The following is a 16,699-nucleotide window of genomic DNA, read 5'->3' on the forward strand; positions in this document are numbered from 1 at the left end:
GTGCCGCAGCAGCCGGCGGACGGCGTCGCCGTGACCGGCCCGAGTACGACCGACCTGGTGACCGCCGCGGCGGGCGGCGACGAGTCGGCGTGGGCGGAGCTGGTCCACCGGTACACCCCGCTCGTCTACTCGGTGATCCAGTCGTACGACCTGAACCGCGCCGACGCCGCCGACGTCAACCAGACCGTCTGGCTGCGTCTCGTCGAGCAGCTGACCCGGGTACGCGACCCGCAGGCCCTCGCCTCCTGGCTGGCGACCACCGCCAGGCGCGAGTGCTACCGGCTGTCCCGCCTCGGCCGTCGCACCCAGCTCTTCGACCCGCACGACGACGCGCTGGATGCGTACCATGGCTTCTCCCGCACCGCGGACGTGGCGGCCCCCGACGAGGAACTGCTACGCGCGGAGCGGCGGCAGGCGCTGCGGGAGGGCTTCGCGCAGCTGCCGCCGCGCTGCCAGCAGCTCCTGGCCCTGTTGACCGCCGACCCGCCGGCCAGCTACCGGGAGATCGCCGGACGGCTGAGCGTGCCGATTGGCAGCATCGGGCCGACTCAGGCCAGGTGCCTGCGCCGGCTACGGGACTGCCCGGCGCTCGCCCCGTTCCTCGGAACGGCCGCGACCCGGACGAACGGAGGTGAACGCGATGGAGCCGTTGCCGCCGGCCGATGACGCGGCCCTGACCGCCGAACTGGGTGCGGCGCTGCGAGAGGGCGGGTCGGTCCCGGAGGAGTTCCTGACCGCCGCGCGGGCGGCGTTCGCCTGGCGGAACGTCGACGCGGAGGTGGCGCTCGCCGAGTTGACGTTCGACTCGGCGTGCGACGCGGCCCCGGCGCTGACCCGGTCGGCCGGGTCGACGCGGACGCTGTCGTTCCGCAGTGCCGTGGTGACGCTGGAGATCGAGGTGACCGACGCCGGCGTCGTCGGTCAACTATCCCCGCCCCGGGGTGGGCGGGTGTCCGCGCAGACCGCCTCGGGCACGTACGCGGAGGCACCGGTCGACGCGGTGGGCTTCTTCTCGCTGGACGCTCCCCCGCCCGGCCCGGTCCGGCTGCACGCCCACACCGACGACTACTCGGTGGCCACCACCTGGGTCTCGCTGCGCTGACCCACCGTCCACCCGGGACCGGCGCACCCGGGACGCCCGAACCGTCCCGGCGAACGCGCGGCGACGGGGGTCGCGGGCTGCCCAGGCCCACGACCCCCGCTGGTGGCCGGGACTACTGCTTCCCGACGCTGATCAGGTACTCCACACCACCGAGGTCGGTCCGCTCCGCCCCGCTGGCGTCCGGGCCGAACTGGGTCACGTCGAGCGCGAACTCCTTGTCCGACGCGGCCGCGGCCGCGAAGGCGAGTGAGAACTCGACCCGCTCACCCGGTTCCAGCAGCAGGTTGCCGAGGCTGGCCTTCGCCGGCTCGACGACCTCCAGTTGGTTCCTGCCGACCTCGCGTACGCCGGTGCCGACCTTGCCGCCGGCCTGCCACCGCTCGAACAGGGTCGGCCCGAGGTCGACGACGACCCGGCCGCCCACGCCCTGGATCGGCTCCCCCGGCTGCGTGAAGACCAGGTCGTTCTTGGTCGGCACCCGGAGCGAGTTGCCGATGGCGAACGGCCGCACGACCGGAGTCCCGCCCGCGACGAGCCGCACCGAGTCGACGTTGCGCCAGGCGATGTTGTTGTTGTTGCGGGTGTTGGTGCTGATGTCCGGACCCTCGAAGGTCATCGGATCGGTGGCCGACACCCACCTGGCCAGCAGGCAGAAGTGGCCCGGTCCGGGCACCCCGTTCCACGGGATCGTCACGGTCGTGGTGCCGGCGAAGACGGTCACGTTCATCGCGCCGATCTGGGTCCAGTGCGTCGGCCAGACGGCACCACCACCCGGCGTCGTCCGGTAGACCCGCAGCACGCCGCTGCTGGTGCCGGTGCCGTACGGGCCGGGGTTACGCAGCTTGACGAAGATGTAGTTGGTGACGCCGACGATCGGGTTCTGGCTGACGGCACACTCGACGGCGGTCGGGCAGACCTTGATGTCGGGGCTGGCCCACAGCGGGTTGAACGAGTGGGGCTGGACGCCGACATCGGCGGCGACGTCCCGGATGTAGACGTCGGTGCGGGCCGCTGCGGCCTTGTCCTGCCGCGCCTCGACCGGCGCGGCGGCGGCCGTGGTGACCGCCAGCAGGGCGGCCAGCGCCGTGCCAGTGAGCACGGCCAGCGCCGAGCGGCGGACTCGTCTTCCTACGTTGCCCATGACAGGCTTCTCCCATCGTCGGGGGACCGCCGACCCGGCGTTGTCGCCTACCGGGCCGACGCGATGACGTTGTTCAGGAGCGCGGCACGGCACGGTTGATACGTCCGGCGCGACCGGTCACCGTCAGATGCAGCGAGGAACGACAAATTAGATAAACTTCGATACCTTCGCCGGCCCGCCCCGCACTCACCGCGAGGCTGTTCGACGGTCCGACGACGCCGCTCAGCTGACCGGTTCGACCCGGACCGCGAAGCCTTCGGCGGCGACCACCAGGGCCCGGCCGCGATCGCCGAGGCCATCCTGGCGGAGCGCCCACCGCAGCGTCGTCGGCCAACTGGTGGGCGACCCCGCCCGACCGGCTTCAGCCGACCGGGTGCTCGGCCGATGCCGGACGGTCCGCGAGCTCGGTCGCGGGCCCGCGTCGTCCCGCCGGGCGCTGCCGCGATCGCGAAGCTGCTCGATGCTCGCTGGTCCCCTCCCCGGCGTCGGGGGCCGCGACGGGTGGGGTGGTCCGGCTGGCCGCGGTGTCGACCAGGTCCGGCAGATCCCGCCCGACCACCAGGGGCAGCTCTCGCGTGGCTGACGCGATCGGCCCTGGTTCGCCCGCCCGGTCGGCGACTCGGGCGACACGCGCCCGTCCCGTCGCGGTTCGCGGCATGGCTGTCGCCCTGCCGGTCGTTGCCGGCGGCACGGCGTCGCCGGGCTCCTCGACGGAGCCCGGCGCGTCCACGGTCGACGGTGCCTCCGCCCGGCTGGTGGCCGAGCGGCCTGCTGTGTTGCGCGGCGTTCGGCGCGGTGCGGCTGCCGGCAGGAGTGGGGCGATTTCCGCGTGCAGCGCCGCCCAGTCCGAGGCGCGAGGCGGGTCGGACTGATCCGAGGTCGAGGTGAGCTGGCCACCGCTCTCGGACCGCTCCAACTGCTGGTCGGCACGGTCCGGCGTCGCCGCCCGAGAACGCTCCGATCCCGGTCGCTCGGCACCGTCTCCGGCCTGCTCGGCGGCGCCTGCCTGCTGGACGGCGTCCCCGGCCGACTCAGGCCGCGCTGGGCCGCCGGAGGCCCGGGCCGCCGCGTGGGCGGCGTCCGTGACCGGGGCGGGCGCGTCGGCGAGCAGCCGCGCGGTCGAGGCTGGTGCGACGGAGTCGGCGTCCGGGACCGGGGCCGGCGGGTCGGCGAGCAGCCGCGCGGCCGAGGCTAGTGCGCCGGGGTCGGGTTGACCGGTACGACGCCACCGCCGGCGGCCGCGCGCCGGCAGGTTACCGGCCAGCACGCGCGCAGGTGCCAGATCGGCGGCGATCAGCGCGGTGAGCCCGTCGTAGTCCGCCTGCTCGGCCAGCCGTCGGGCGATCTCGTCGAGGTCGTACACCGCTACGGCGATGTCCGCGGTGGTGGCGTCCAACGCTCGGCTGATCTTGCGGTGCAACACCTTGCTCAATGCCGCCTGCCGCCGCTCGGCGCGAAGGTGCGCGCGGGCCGCGTCGAGTGAGCCGTACAGTCCGAGGCTGGGGTCGGCCTTGGCCAGCGAGCGGGCACGGCGTGTCAGCCACGGGTGTCGCAACCAGTGCCCGACCGGTTCGTAGGCCGGCGTCGTGGGTGGTAGCTGTCCTCTGGCGCGCAGCCGGTCCCGCCGCTGGTTCTCGGTGTTCATCAGCCACACCAGGTAACCGAGCAGGGACATGCCCGCGTAGAAGCCGCCTTCGAGGTGGTTGCTGTGCGCCAGCCAGTTGAAGGCGACCGCGGCGGCGGCGATACCGGCCGACAGCACGCGAGACAGGATCGCCGGTTCGCCCAGTCGGCGGCGTACGTCGGCGTTCGCCAGCACCACGACGCCGCCGAGCTCCAACGCCCCGACGGCGGGAAGGGCGACGTACCACGGCATGCCGAGCCGTTCCATCGCCCCGGACACCTGGCCGCCGAGCGCGACCAACAGCACGACAACGTAGAACCCGGTGCGCAGCACGGCGACGTGCCGCACGGCCTTGGCCAGCTCCGCGTCCCACGCCTCCGGCGGGTCGGCGCCTGGCGCTCCGCCAATTGGGTTTCCGCCGGTCGTCCGGGTCCGCTCCGGTTCCTGGAACACGCCGAGCAGGTTCCTCTCTCATTCCGGCCCCGGCCTGACCGGCGCCCCGGCCGCCCGACCCGGCGGTGCCGCCCGCCGAGTCGTACCAGAGCCGCGCTCCGACTGCCGGCCGTCGCATGCTACAAGGTTGCGGCCCGAATTGGAGAACTTGGATACCGGCTGTCCGACGTCGAGGGCCACTGTCGTCACGGACGCCGGGTGCGGTCGTCGCGGACCGGACCGCCGGTCTCGACGATGTCGACGAGGTGGTCGTCGGGCGGTCGCCCGGTACGTGTGAGGATGCGGCGCATGCGTGCCGTGATCTTCGACGAGTTCGGTGCTCGACCCGAGGTCCGCGACGTGCCGGACCCGGTGCCGCCGCCCGCGGGTGCCGTCATCCGGGTCGAGGCGACCGGGTTGTGCCGCAGCGACTGGCACGGCTGGCAGGGGCACGACCCGGACGTCCGCCTGCCGCACGTGCCCGGGCACGAGTTCGCCGGCGTGGTCACGGCGGTCGGCGGCGGTGTACGGGGCTGGCGCCCCGGCGACCGGGTCACCGTGCCGTTCGTCTGCGCGTGCGGGCAGTGCCCGTCCTGTTTCTCCGGCGACCAGCAGGTGTGTGAGCGGCAGACGCAGCCCGGCTTCACCCACTGGGGCTCGTTCGCCGAGTACGTGGCGGTGCAACACGCCGACGTCAATCTGGTCCGGCTCCCCGACGAGGTGGGCTACCCGGCCGCGGCGGCGCTCGGCTGCCGGTTCGCCACGGCGTTTCGGGCGGTCGTGGTTCAGGGGCGGGTCGCCGCAGGCGAGTGGGTGGCGGTGCACGGCTGCGGCGGTGTGGGGTTGTCGGCGGTGATGATCGCGGCGGCGTGCGGCGCGCGGGTGGTGGCGGTCGACGTTGCCCCCGGCGCACTCGAGCTGGCCCGCCGTTTCGGGGCCGCGGTGTGTCTGGACGGGGCTGCCCGCACCGGACCCGGCGCGGTGGCCGCAGCCGTCCGGGAGGTGACCGGCGGCGGCGCCCACCTGTCGCTCGACGCCCTGGGCAGCCACACCACCTGCACCGCCTCGATCGAGAGCCTGCGCCGACGCGGGCGGCACGTGCAGGTCGGCCTCCTCCCCGCCGCTCAGGGCCGCCCGACCCTGCCGATGGACCTGGTGATCGCGTACGAGCTGGAGCTGCGGGGCAGTCATGGCATGGCCGCGCACGCCTACCCGGAACTGCTCCGGCTGGTCACCGCGGGCGTGCTGCGCCCCACCGAGCTGATCACCCGCACCATCGGGCTCGCCGACGTGCCCGACGCCCTGGCCGAGATGGACCGGGCGGCCCCCGGTGGGATGTGCATCGTCCGGCCCTGACCGGGGCTCGGCACGCCAGGGGTACGTCCCAGGACGCCATCCCGGCGGGGTGCCGTCCGGGGATCGAGGAACCGGCGTTCGACGACGAGGAGGGGCGGTTCGTCGCCAATCGAGACCGAGACATGAATATGTCTCGGCGACATACCGCATTCGTCGAATAGCGCCTCCCGCCGACCTGCGGGCCAACCCATACCCGCACACACGGGAACGTGCCGCGGCTCGCCTACTCGACTACTGCTGCTGCAGTACCCCAGGCTCGCTCAGAAGGCCGGCGACGCCGCGGATGTGGTAGGTGCTCATGAAGTCGTAGACGTCCAGCGCCGTGCCGAACTCGTCCTCGATCTTCGCAAGGACCTCGACCGCAACAATCGAGTCGCCACCGAGGTCCAGAAAGTCGTCGTGCACGCCAATCCACTTGAGGTTCATGGTGTCGGCCCAGATCGACAGGAGCCGCTCTTCGACGCCGTCGGCCGGACCTTCGAACAGGGTGCACGTGCCGGCGGTGACGGCGGACCGGACGTATTCGGTGTCGAGCGTGTCGCCGGCGAGCGGCATGGTGTCGACGAGCAGCACACCGTCCAACCCACAGCCCACACCGAGCCGGTTCCACACGTAGCCACGAAGCTCCGGCCCGCTCACGTACTGGGAAAACTCGACCACGCCGATCGTGACGTCCCGATCGTCGTGGCGGAGCGTCGTCGCCCGGGCATCACGCACGGCCGGATGCCCCAGCAGGGTGGATGCGAGCTCTGCCAAGCCAACCATCAACCGCTCCTTTGGTAACGGCGGCAATCCGAGCCGTCGGCGCGGATTGACAACAGTCGCCAATGTGTCACGAAAGCGCGGGTGACCGCAGAGAAGAATCGGCAGAAGTTCCGGAAGTGGTTTACTGCCGTTGCTTCTCACTGCCCATCCTTGCCCGCCCCGGCCGAGCGAACCACAATTCTCCCGAGGGTGGCGAACCGGCGACTGTTCGCTGTTCGACGCCATATTGTCACCGGCTAGGGGGTAATGGACGATGAACGAGATCAGCTATGCGCAGTCGTCGCTCGCGGAGGAGGACAGGCCAAGCAGTACCACGGAGCGGGCCATCGCCGCAGTGTGGGCCGAGGTACTGAATCTCGACGAGGTCGGGCGACACGACAACTTCTTCGACCTCGGCGGCCATTCGGTGCTCGCGACGCAGGCCGTGGCCAGGTTGTGTGTCGCCCTGGACCGGCAGCTGCCGGAGCGGGCCCTGTTCGACTGGCCGACTGTCGCGACCCTGGCGTCGGCCCTGCCCGGTTACCCTGTCGCCAACCAGATCGCGCCCATCAGCCGCCGCTGAGCGACAGCTCCGGTGGGCGCCGGGACCGAAGCAGCGCCGCCTCATTGCGCGGGTCGGACAAACCGATCAAGCCGGAACCACACGACATGCCGGATCCTCACGACATCGAGCGACCGAACTGTCGTTCAGAATTTACCGGTGTTTCGTCCGTCAGGTCATCAGTAAGACGATCTGTAACCGGTCAAATCGCCTCCCGACGAATTGAGGTTACTCGCGTTATCCCTGCTCTGCGGCCCCGGTCGAGTGCGCTCGGTTGGCACCCGAAAGACTTCCGGAAGAAACGATTGATGATCGTCGTTCCGTGATACCGTATGCTGGCCGACATGGTGCGAGTCGAGTTCCGGGTTCTCGGAACATTGGAAGCCGTGGTCGATGGTTCCCCCGTGCCGATAACCTCCCCGCGGCAACGTATAGTACTGGCCAATTTGCTGATGGCCGCCAACCATGTCGTGACCGTGGAAAAGCTGATCGGCGCAGTTTGGGACGATTCCCCGCCGGCCAGCGCGCGGGGTCAGATCCAGATCTGCATCTCCGCGTTGCGCCGGGCCCTCGGCAGTCCGGAGATCATCGACACCAGCCCGCTCGGGTACTCCATCCGGGTGGACCGTCAGCAGCTCGACTACCTCATGTTCGACGACGCTCTCGCCCGGGGCCGGTCCGCCGCAGCCAAAGGTCGGCTGGACGAGGCGCTGACGCACCTGGACCGCGCGATCGACATCTGGTCCGGACCGGCGTTGGGCGGAGTGCCTGGCCGGGCCGCCGAAGTCGTCGCCCACCGTCTGGAGGAGCGGCGGATCATGGCGCTGGAGGACCGCGCCGAGATCCGCCTCGGCCTGGGCGGTCATCGGGAACTGGTCGAGGAACTGGTCGCGTTGACCACGGAGTACCCCCTGCGGGAACGCCTGTGGGGGTTCCGGATGCTCGCGCTGTATCGGTCCGGACGGCAGGCGGAAGCGCTGGCGACGTACCGTACGGCCCGCGAGAACCTGGTGGGCGAGCTCGGCATCGAGCCGAGCCAGTACCTGCGCAAGCTGGAACGCGCGATCCTCAGCCAGGACAGCAGCATCGGCGGCGAAGTGGACGACAGGCGAACCGAGGCCGCCACGAGCGTGCACCGTCCCCAGGAGTTGCCCGCGGATCTGCCGGACTTCGTCGGCCATCCGGCGCTGGTCGAAACCCTGACCGCCACGCTGACCAGCGAGGACACCCAACAGGTGCCGATCGCGGTCATCACCGGCGCCCCGGGCTGTGGAAAGACCTCGCTGGCCCTGCACGTCGCGCACCTGTTGCGCGCCACGTTCGTCAACGGCAGCCTGTACGCCTGCCTCTACGGGAGCACCACGCAGCCACGCTCGACCGAGGCCGTACTCAGCGACCTCCTGCACGGACTCGGTGTCGCCCCGGCGGCGATTCCGGTCGCACCCGGCCAGCGGATCAACCTACTACGGAGCCAGCTCGCGACGCGGCGGCTGTTGATCGTGCTGGACGATGTGGGCAACGAGGACCAGATCGCCGACCTGCTCCCCGGTGTGCCAGGTCCGGCGGTGCTGATTACCAGTCGCCGCCGGCTCGCCGGCATCCCGGGTGCCCGAGTCGTCGACGTCGACATGATGTCGGCCGACGAGAGCCTCAGCCTGCTCGGCCAGATCTGCGGAGAGCAGCGGGTCGCCGCGGCGCCCGAGGCCGCGGCGGCACTGACCGAGATGTGCGGTGGCCTGCCTCTGGCCGTGCGGATCGCCGGGGTGCGACTGGCTGCGCATCCGCACTGGGCCGTTGGCAACCTGCTGGACCGACTGCGCGACGAACGGTCCCGGCTGGACGAACTGTCCCACGGTGACGTCGCGGTCCGCTCGCTGCTCGCTGACGTGTACGAGTCCCTCACCGCGCCGGCGCAGACTCTGTTCTGGCTGCTCAGCGCATTGGAGCTACACGAGTTCAGCGCCTGGACCGCGGCCGCTCTGCTGGACTGCGATTCGCGGCAGGCCACGGCGCTCCTCGACGAGCTCGTGGACGTTCGGCTGCTGGAGGCCCACCTCTCCGCGCTCACCAAGCAACCCCGCTACCGATTCCACGAACTGGTGCGGGTGTTCGCGAGCGAGCACCGGCTGTCGCAGGACGACCGGGAGACCTGCATAGCGGCGGTCACCCGATCGCTCGGTGCCCTGCTCGCCTTCGCCGAGGAGGCTCATCATCGGATCTACGGCGGGCGGTTCGCGGTTCTGCACGGCACGGCACCCCGATGGGCCGGCGCACCTGCCGAATTCGACCGCTTCCTCGGCGATCCCACCGCCTGGTTCGACGAGGAGCGCATCACGCTGGAGGTGGCGATCCGCCAGGCGGCAGAGCTGGGGCTGGACGAACTGTGCTGGGAGTTGGCCACCGTATCGGTCGCCATGCACGAGAGGCGCGGCCTGTTCGCCGAGTGGCGTACGACGCACACCCTCGCGCTGGAGGCCACCAGGAGGGCCGGCAACCGTCGGGGCGAGGCCGCCGTGTTGGCGTCACTCGGCTCGCTGGGCGTAGCCCAGCACGCCGAGGACGATGGCGAGAACCTGCTGCATGCGATGAGCTTGTTCGATGCGGTGGGCGACGAGGCAGGGGTGGCGTTGACGCTGCGCAACCTTGCGCACCTGGACCGGATCCAGGGGCGACCCGACATGGCGGTGCTGCGTTACGGGCAGTCGCTGGAGAAGTTCCGGGCAGTCGGCGACCTGGGCGCACAGGCCCACGTACTGAGTGGACTCGCGCGTTGCCACCTGGATCTCGGTGCCCCGGAGCGGGCCGAGGTGCTGGCGAAAGAGTCGCTCGCACTGGGTGAGCAGCTGGGTAACCGGCGCCTTCAGGCCCAGGCGTTGTACCGGCTCGGTGAGGTGTTCGCCGACTCGAAACAGTCGCTCGCCGCGAAGGCTGTCTTCCAGTCGGCGCTGGATCTGGCCCGGGCGCAGGACGACCGCATCGGCCAGTCCTACGCCCTGATCGGCCTCGGTGGGGCCATGTTGGAGCAGAACGAGTTCACCGCCGCCGAGATCCACTTCAGCGAGGCAGTCGAGATCTGCCGGATGACGCAGGAGCGGAATGTTCATGCACACGCCCTGTTCGGCCTCGGCCGGGTGTACCTGGGCCGGGGTGAGTTCGATACCGCGGAGCATCTCTTCGTGCAGGCCGCGAACGCGTTCGCGATGCAGGAGAACAACCCGTGGCACTCACGTTCCATCGACGAGCTGGGCGCGTTGCGCCGGGCCGCCGGCCGGCTGACGACGCGGAGCAACAGGAACGAGCCGGCCGGCGAGGTGACGATCTGACCGCGATCAGCCCCGCTGGCCGGCCAGCCGCCAACGTTCGAGCTTCCCGGCGGCCGAGCGCGGCACCTGATCGACGAACGTGACCCGCGTCGGCACCTTGTAGTTGACCAGACCAGCCCGGCAGTGCGCCATCAGCTCACCGGTACCGACCGAGGCTCCCGGCCGGCACACGACGTAGGCGCCGACCGTGGAGCCGAGCACCTGGTCCTCGGCCGCCACCACCACGGCGTCCAGCACCGCGGGGTGTTCCAGCAACTGTGCCTCGACCTCGTTGGGGTAGACCTTCTCACCGCCCACGTTGATCACGTCGTGCCGACGGGGGGCGAGGAACAGATAGCCGTCCGCGTCGAGCCATCCGAAGTCGCCGACGCTGGCGAAACCGTCTGCCGTCGTTTCGAGCACCTGGTTGCCCAGGTAGGCGTCTCCTCTGGAGACCCGGCCGGCGCGCATGAACACCTTGCCGGTCTGCCCCGGGCCGAGCCGGTTCCCGGCGTCGTCCCTGATGCTGATCTTCGTGAAGAATCCCCGGCCCACCGTGCCCGGCCGCTGTTGCCATTCATCTCCCCGCACCAGGGTGCCGCCGATGTTCTCGGTCGAGCTGTACACCTCGTACAGGTGTTGCGGTCCGACCAGCTCGATCCACCGCTTCTTGGTGAACGAGTCGCACGACGCTGCCGTGTGCATCACGGTACGCACGCTGGCGAAGGACGCCGGGTCGGGCTCAAGGAGCATCAGGATCGTGCGCATGTGCGCCGGGGTCAGCTGGATCCATTCCACGGCGTAGCGCTCGACCAGCTCCACCGTCCAGGCCGGCAGGAAGTACGGCGGCAGAATTGTGGTGTTGCCGTCGAGGAGCCCGTCCAGCAGCGTGGTGAACGGGGCCGCGTGGTGCAGCGGGCCGAGAATCAGTTGCCGCTGACCGGCCCGCCAGCCGGCGCGACGGCGCAGGGGCAACGGCACCTGGTGCGGATCGTAGCCGAGTGGTCCGGGCCGAATCGCGATCTTCGGCCGGCCGGAACTGCCGCCGGTGGGCAGCAGGTAGGCGATCCGGCTGGCCAGCGCCGCCGGTGACCGCGCCGGTCGTCCCGGGTCGGCGTCGGCCTCGGCGTCGATGAGCTGGACCCGTCCGTACGTCTGACCGACGAAGTTGAGCAGCTTCTCCCGCTCGGGTACGGGTGAGGCCGGGTTCAGCGGCAGCAGGGGCAGTTCCGCGGAGAGGACCGCCACGATGTCGACCACCGACTGGATCGTGTTGTTCGCCTCGATCGCGACCACGCCCGCAGCGGTCTCCCGGGCGGCGGCGTCCACCAGTGCGTCCGCCCGCCGGCCGCTCCGCTCGGCCAGCTCCCGCCACGTCAGTACCTGCTCGACGAAGTCCTCGTCGAAGCCGACGACCGCGGGCCGATCGGCCGACATCTGTGCGATATCGGTGATCCGCTGACGGATCGATACGCTCATTCGAGCCTCCCACAATCGAGTGCGTCGTCATCCACCTGGCAGACCTGGCGGGCGCACACCTGATGGACGCAGGTCGATGATGGCCCGCCCGGGGCGGCGCACGCAGAGAACAACCGGCAGAACAACGCACACGACCCCAACCGCGAGTCGCTGCCGGTCCTTCTCTACTGCGCGGCGTGGAGCGCTCAATAGCCTGGCGCACATGGTCTCACCAGGGCATCTCGACAGTGCCGCGCCGAGCACCCGGACGACGCGGACCCACCAGGCAACCGGAACCCGCGTCCCCCGGCGTCGGGGGCGATCGGTGAGCCTGGTCCCACGGCCACCGGTGACCGTGCGGTTCCACGGAACGCGATCGGCCGAGGGTCCCCTCAACATCGGCCAGTACAACATCCTGCAGTGGCTGCGTCGTGAGTCGGAGCAGTTCTTCGCGGCCGTCGCGGGGGAACTCGACGTTCCGGCCGAGACCGTGGTCGACGACGTCGCCCGAGCACTCGCGGCCCTGATCGAGCGGCACGAAGGACTCCGTACGACCTACCTGGACGGCGTCGAGCCGCAGCAGTTCGTGCGGGCCACCGGCGAGCTCGTCGTGGAGGTCTACGCGATCGAGGCCGCTGACCCTCAACTCGTCGAGCGCGCCAGCCTGGCCAGGGACCTCACCCGGCGGTTGCGCGCCGCGGGGGCGTACCGGATCGGCGAACTGCCGGTCCGGGTCGCCCTCGCGGTGTCCTCCGGTGACGCGTCCACCAGCTCCGCCGCGGTGGTGCGGGCCGCGGTGATCGGCTGCTCGCACCTCGCGGTCGACTACCAGGCCATGGAGATCATCAAGCGGGAGTTCGCGGACCTGATCCGTGACCGCGACGCACGACCGGCCGGCGGCCCACCGATCCAGCCGTTGGACCTGGCCGCGCTGGAACGTTCGCCCAAGGCCCTGCGGCACGAGGAATCGATGCTGAGCTACTGGAGAGACCGGTTCTCCCGTATGCCGCAGTGCCTGTACCCGGTCCCCCGGGTCGCCGCCGGCACCGGATCGGTCTCCGTCGAGATGACCTCCACCGCAGCCGGGATGGCGTTGCGAGCGGTGACGGCGCGCACCAGGACGAGTCGCGCCAGCGTCGTGCTGGCGGCGATCGGCGCGGTGCTGTCGCACCGGACCGGCGTACGGGAGCTCGTGCTCCCCACCCTGTCGGCCAATCGGTTCGAGCCGCACCTTCGGCAGCACGTCGGCAGCCTTGCCCAGCTCGCGTCGATCACGCTCACGATCGGTGAGACCACCTTCGACCGGCTGGTCCGGCAGGCGTGGGCCGCTGTGGTCGACGCGAGCCGGCACGGCCGTTACGACGTGGACCGGCAGAGCGCCATCGCACGCCGCATCGAGCACGAGCGGGGCGTCGTATTCGATTGCGAGCCGTTGTTCAACAACCTTGTCATCGAGTCCGGTCGGGCGGCAGGACGGGCCACGGCACCGGTACCCACGCCGGATGAACTGGTCGCCGCGCGACGCGCGACGCAGCTGCGGCGGCAGCCGATGCCCGCTGGGACCACGCTGATCCGCTTCGATCTCTACGGCACCGACGGACAGTTGCGTCTCGGCTGTTGGAGCAGCGACACCGGCCGTATCCCCGACGACGAGGTCGAATCGCTGCTCCTGGCGGTCGAGAACCTGTTGATCGCGGCCGGGTCCGCTGACCTCGGAGCCCAAGGGATCCGTGACTCGATCCCGCTCAGCCCGGTGCGGCGGGGCCCCGGCTGGCTGCTCGTGGACGGCTGCTGGATCGAGGTGGCCGAGGTGCAACGGTTGCTCGACGACAGCCTGCCGTCGACCGGTGCCAGGATCTTCGCGGCGGTGGACGGTCTGCCGTTGGTCGCTCAGCTGGCGCGGACCGCGGCCATCCGCACCCCCGAACAGGCCCACGCCGCTTGCCTGGCAGCGGTGAAGGCGTATCCGACGGCGATGACACCACGGCGCTACGTCATCTGCGAACGCGTCCCGGACAACCCCGACGACCCCGCTGCCTGGCTCGACGTGTGTCACCAGGGATCCGGCCGGAACGTCGGAGCCGGCGACCCGCAGCCCTGCTGACCCGACCCGACCACCAGATGCGCTGAAGGGAGCCGACGGTGACCATGAGCAACATCACGCCCGTACGCCTCATACCCGCGGTATCGAACGACGAGTCGACACTGCCCGCCCTGCTGACCGCGCCCAGCGGTGGCGTACCGGCCGAGAGTCGGATCGCCGGGATCCGGGATTCGGTCCGTCGGCAGCTGCACACCCACGGCGCGGTCCTGCTGCGCGGCTTCGACATCGGCAGCGTCAGTGGTTTCGAACGGGTCGTCCGGGCGGTGTCCGGTGCTCCGCTGTCCTACGCCGAGCGGTCGTCACCGCGTAGCACCATCGAGGGCCAGGTCTACACCTCGACGGACTACCCGCCGACCGAGGAGATCTTCCTGCACAACGAGAACTCGTACCAGGCGACCTGGCCGCTGACGCTGTTCTTCTACTGCATCACCCCGCCCGACACGCAGGGCGCCACGCCGCTGGCCGACACCCGCCGGATCCTACGGTCGATCGATCCGAGCGTGGTGGAGGAATTCACCCGGCGCGGCTGGACGGTGGTCCGCAACTTCACCGAGGGCTTCGGGGTGCCGTGGCAGCAGGCGTTCAACACCACCGACCGGACGGAGGTCGAGCGCTACTGCGCGCGTAGCGGTGTGGAGGTCCAGTGGGTCGGGCGTAACGGCCTGCGTACGACGGCCCGTCGCCGGGCGGTGCACCAGCACCCGGTGACCGGCGAGACCGTCTGGTTCAACCACCTCACGTTCTTCCACGTGACCACCCTGCCCGAGGAGGACTGCGAGGGGCTGCGGGAGATGTTCGACGAGGCGGACCTGCCCACCAACACGTACTACGGCGACGGCGGGCGAATCCCCGACGATGTCGTGGCGCACCTGCGTGACTGTTACCGAGCCGCACAGCGCCGCTTCGACTGGGAGCGCGACGACGTACTGATCGTCGACAACATGCTTGCGGCTCACGCCCGTGAGCCGTTCACCGGGCCACGCAAGATCGCCGTGGCGATGGCCGAACCATTTTCGGCTTCCTGAGGAAGGTGGCACCTGACCGACGGAGGGACACCGCTGCGGCGGCCCTCCGTCGGCCTGCCCGGGAGAGACTGATCAGCCCCACGGCGTGTCGCCGGCGACAGCGACCACCGACGTGGCCGAGGAGACGATCAGGTGCGGACCGGAAACCATTGAAACCAGCAACTCATTACCCCTTGTCTGCGTCGGTTCCTGTGCCGGCTGCCGCCGACGGAAACGAAGTTATGGCCCGCCGTTTTCGGCTCCCCATCACGACGCTTTCCTCGCCGGCCGCTGCCTACCCGATCGGCGATAGCGGTGTGGAGGTGCCCGGGGACGACGCTTCAACAAGAATTGCCTACTCTCCGTCAACGAAGGCGACCCTCCTCATGGCCTCATGGTTGGACCAGCGGACCGCTCCGTATGTCGGCACCGCAACGCTGATCTGTATACCCAGCGCCGGTAACGGTGACTTCCAGTTCGACCGATGGCCCGACACCGTCGGCCCATGGCGTGTTGTCCGCCCGCCGGTCGTGGGTGCCCTGGGCCGCGACGCACCGGGAACGCGGTCTGCGGCCCAGCCCGCCGCGGGGTTGCCGGAGCGGGCCGCGGAGCTCGTGGCGGACCTGGAGCGCCGAGGGGTCGAGAAGTTCGCGTTGTTCGGCCACGAGGGTGCCGCGCTGCTCGGTTACCAGGTCGCGGTCGAGCTGGACCGACGGGGCGCGCCGGCGCCGCTGCGCGTGTTCATCTCGGGCTGTCCCGCACCCCAGTACCTCAGCCGCTGTGCCGGCGAGGCGCACACCGAACCGACCGACGACGAACTGACCGGGCGGGTGCTGGCGACCACGGTGGCCATGGGCACCATCCCGCTGCCGTCGATCGTCGCGGCCGGCGCACGGGCGCTCCGGGCCGAACTGGCCGCGTTGCGGGCCTATCGAGTGCCCCACCCGGCGCCGCTGCGCTGTCCGCTGACCGCGATTCGCTGGCTGGACCAGGGCATCGAGGCGGAGGTGGTGGCCGGCTGGTCGGCGTACGGGGACACCGATCTGGTGGAGTTGCCCGGATCCGGATTGAGCTATGCGACCGAGCCGGCCGATCTGTTGCGGGTCATCGGTGACCGGATGCCAGCCGCTGACCGCCGTCGGACAGCCGAGTGGTGACGACGGCATGGTCGCCTCGCCCGCGCAGCCTCCGCTGATCCGCACGTGACACGTCGTCCGTGGCCGCACGCCGGTGTGCGCCCACGGACGACGGACTCAGATCAACCCGGCCGCTACCCCACAGGCCACGGCGTGGGCGCGGTTGCGCACCTGCAAGCGCGCCATCATGTCGTAGATGACGTTCTTCACCGTGTGGTTGGAACACAGCAACGACCGGGCGATCATCGCGTTGTCCTGGCCCTCGGCCATCAACGCGAGCACCCTCGTCTGACGGGGCGTCAGCGGCGACCGGCCGGCTGGCCGGGACGTTTCGGCCTGGTTCGGCGTACCGGTGCCACCGAGCACCCCGACCAGCACCTCGTGCGGCAGCCGGACCTCCCCGTCCCGGGCAGCCTGCACCGCGGCGGCCAGTCGGCTCGGCGTGACGTCGGCGAAGCGGAGCATCACCAGGGTCCCCGAACGCAGTACGCGTACCACGTCCGCCGGTGAGAAGCGGTCGGCGACCAGCAGCGTCCGCTGCGCCGTGGACCGCGGCAGCGCCGGGCAGGCCGTCAGCGCCTCGTGCACCGTGTCGACCGCCGTGACGATGACGGTGTCCGGTGAGTCGTACGAATCGGGCACGGGTGTGACGCCGGCACGCCGCAGCGCGGCCAGCGCCTCGGCCCGGATGGTCGCGTTCGGGGCCACCACGTGTGCGGTCAATGCCATCATGA

The 16,699-nt window shown here is 70.6% G+C and carries 13 protein-coding genes; 8 read left to right on the forward strand and 5 right to left on the reverse strand.

The window, feature by feature from the left end:
• Entirely contained in the window at positions 1–666 is a 666-nt protein-coding gene (locus ACN269_RS08655) for an RNA polymerase sigma factor (protein WP_421471945.1), read from the forward strand.
• On the forward strand, positions 641–1,102 hold the full coding sequence (locus ACN269_RS08660) for a hypothetical protein (protein ID WP_421471946.1): 462 nt from the start codon (positions 641–643) through the stop codon (positions 1,100–1,102). The genes ACN269_RS08655 and ACN269_RS08660 overlap by 26 nt, the downstream gene beginning before the upstream one ends.
• Positions 1,103–1,214: 112 nt before the next feature.
• Here the strand turns inward: ACN269_RS08660 and ACN269_RS08665 are convergent, their stop codons facing one another.
• Together ACN269_RS08665 and ACN269_RS08670 are read right to left on the reverse strand one after the other, a co-directional pair.
• On the reverse strand, positions 1,215–2,243 hold the full coding sequence (locus ACN269_RS08665) for a hypothetical protein (RefSeq protein ID WP_421471947.1): 1,029 nt from the start codon (positions 2,241–2,243) through the stop codon (positions 1,215–1,217).
• A 361-nt stretch (positions 2,244–2,604) separates the two neighbouring features.
• Complete coding sequence (locus tag ACN269_RS08670; protein ID WP_421471948.1) at positions 2,605–4,320, reverse strand: hypothetical protein; 1,716 nt, start codon at positions 4,318–4,320, stop codon at positions 2,605–2,607.
• Between the two features lie 288 nt (positions 4,321–4,608).
• Here ACN269_RS08670 and ACN269_RS08675 point away from each other — a divergent pair, with 288 nt between their 5' ends.
• A complete protein-coding gene (locus ACN269_RS08675; RefSeq protein ID WP_421471949.1) occupies positions 4,609–5,655 on the forward strand; it encodes a zinc-dependent alcohol dehydrogenase family protein in 1,047 nt (348 codons plus the stop codon).
• 231 nt (positions 5,656–5,886) lie between these two features.
• Here the strand turns inward: ACN269_RS08675 and ACN269_RS08680 are convergent, their stop codons facing one another.
• A complete protein-coding gene (locus tag ACN269_RS08680) occupies positions 5,887–6,561 on the reverse strand; it encodes a phosphopantetheine-binding protein (RefSeq protein ID WP_421471950.1) in 675 nt (224 codons plus the stop codon).
• A gap of 112 nt (positions 6,562–6,673) precedes the next feature.
• Between ACN269_RS08680 and ACN269_RS08685 the strand changes: the two genes are divergently transcribed.
• Both ACN269_RS08685 and ACN269_RS08690 read left to right on the forward strand, forming a co-directional pair.
• Complete coding sequence (locus ACN269_RS08685; protein ID WP_421471951.1) at positions 6,674–6,982, forward strand: phosphopantetheine-binding protein; 309 nt, start codon at positions 6,674–6,676, stop codon at positions 6,980–6,982.
• A 323-nt stretch (positions 6,983–7,305) separates the two neighbouring features.
• A complete protein-coding gene (locus ACN269_RS08690) occupies positions 7,306–10,284 on the forward strand; it encodes a BTAD domain-containing putative transcriptional regulator (RefSeq protein ID WP_421471952.1) in 2,979 nt (992 codons plus the stop codon).
• A 6-nt stretch (positions 10,285–10,290) separates the two neighbouring features.
• Here ACN269_RS08690 and ACN269_RS08695 read toward each other — a convergent pair whose 3' ends face one another.
• On the reverse strand, positions 10,291–11,742 hold the full coding sequence (locus tag ACN269_RS08695) for a class I adenylate-forming enzyme family protein (protein WP_421471953.1): 1,452 nt from the start codon (positions 11,740–11,742) through the stop codon (positions 10,291–10,293).
• Between the two features lie 304 nt (positions 11,743–12,046).
• Between ACN269_RS08695 and ACN269_RS08700 the strand changes: the two genes are divergently transcribed.
• The 3 genes from ACN269_RS08700 (at position 12,047) to ACN269_RS08710 (ending at position 15,986) form a co-directional block, all read left to right on the forward strand.
• Positions 12,047–13,825: a condensation domain-containing protein gene (locus ACN269_RS08700; protein ID WP_421471954.1), complete on the forward strand. Its 1,779-nt coding sequence runs from the start codon at positions 12,047–12,049 to the stop codon at positions 13,823–13,825.
• Between the two features lie 44 nt (positions 13,826–13,869).
• Positions 13,870–14,850: a TauD/TfdA family dioxygenase gene (locus tag ACN269_RS08705; RefSeq protein ID WP_421476232.1), complete on the forward strand. Its 981-nt coding sequence runs from the start codon at positions 13,870–13,872 to the stop codon at positions 14,848–14,850.
• A 365-nt stretch (positions 14,851–15,215) separates the two neighbouring features.
• Positions 15,216–15,986, forward strand: a complete 771-nt coding sequence (locus tag ACN269_RS08710) for a thioesterase II family protein (protein ID WP_421476233.1) — start codon at positions 15,216–15,218, stop codon at positions 15,984–15,986.
• A gap of 96 nt (positions 15,987–16,082) precedes the next feature.
• On the opposite strand, the gene ACN269_RS08715 is transcribed toward ACN269_RS08710, so the two are convergent.
• Entirely contained in the window at positions 16,083–16,697 is a 615-nt protein-coding gene (locus ACN269_RS08715; protein WP_421471955.1) for a helix-turn-helix transcriptional regulator, read from the reverse strand.
• Between the last annotated feature and the right edge of the window lie 2 nt (positions 16,698–16,699).

Source organism: Micromonospora sp. WMMD736, assembly GCF_049179015.1.
Lineage (GTDB): Bacteria > Actinomycetota > Actinomycetes > Mycobacteriales > Micromonosporaceae > Micromonospora.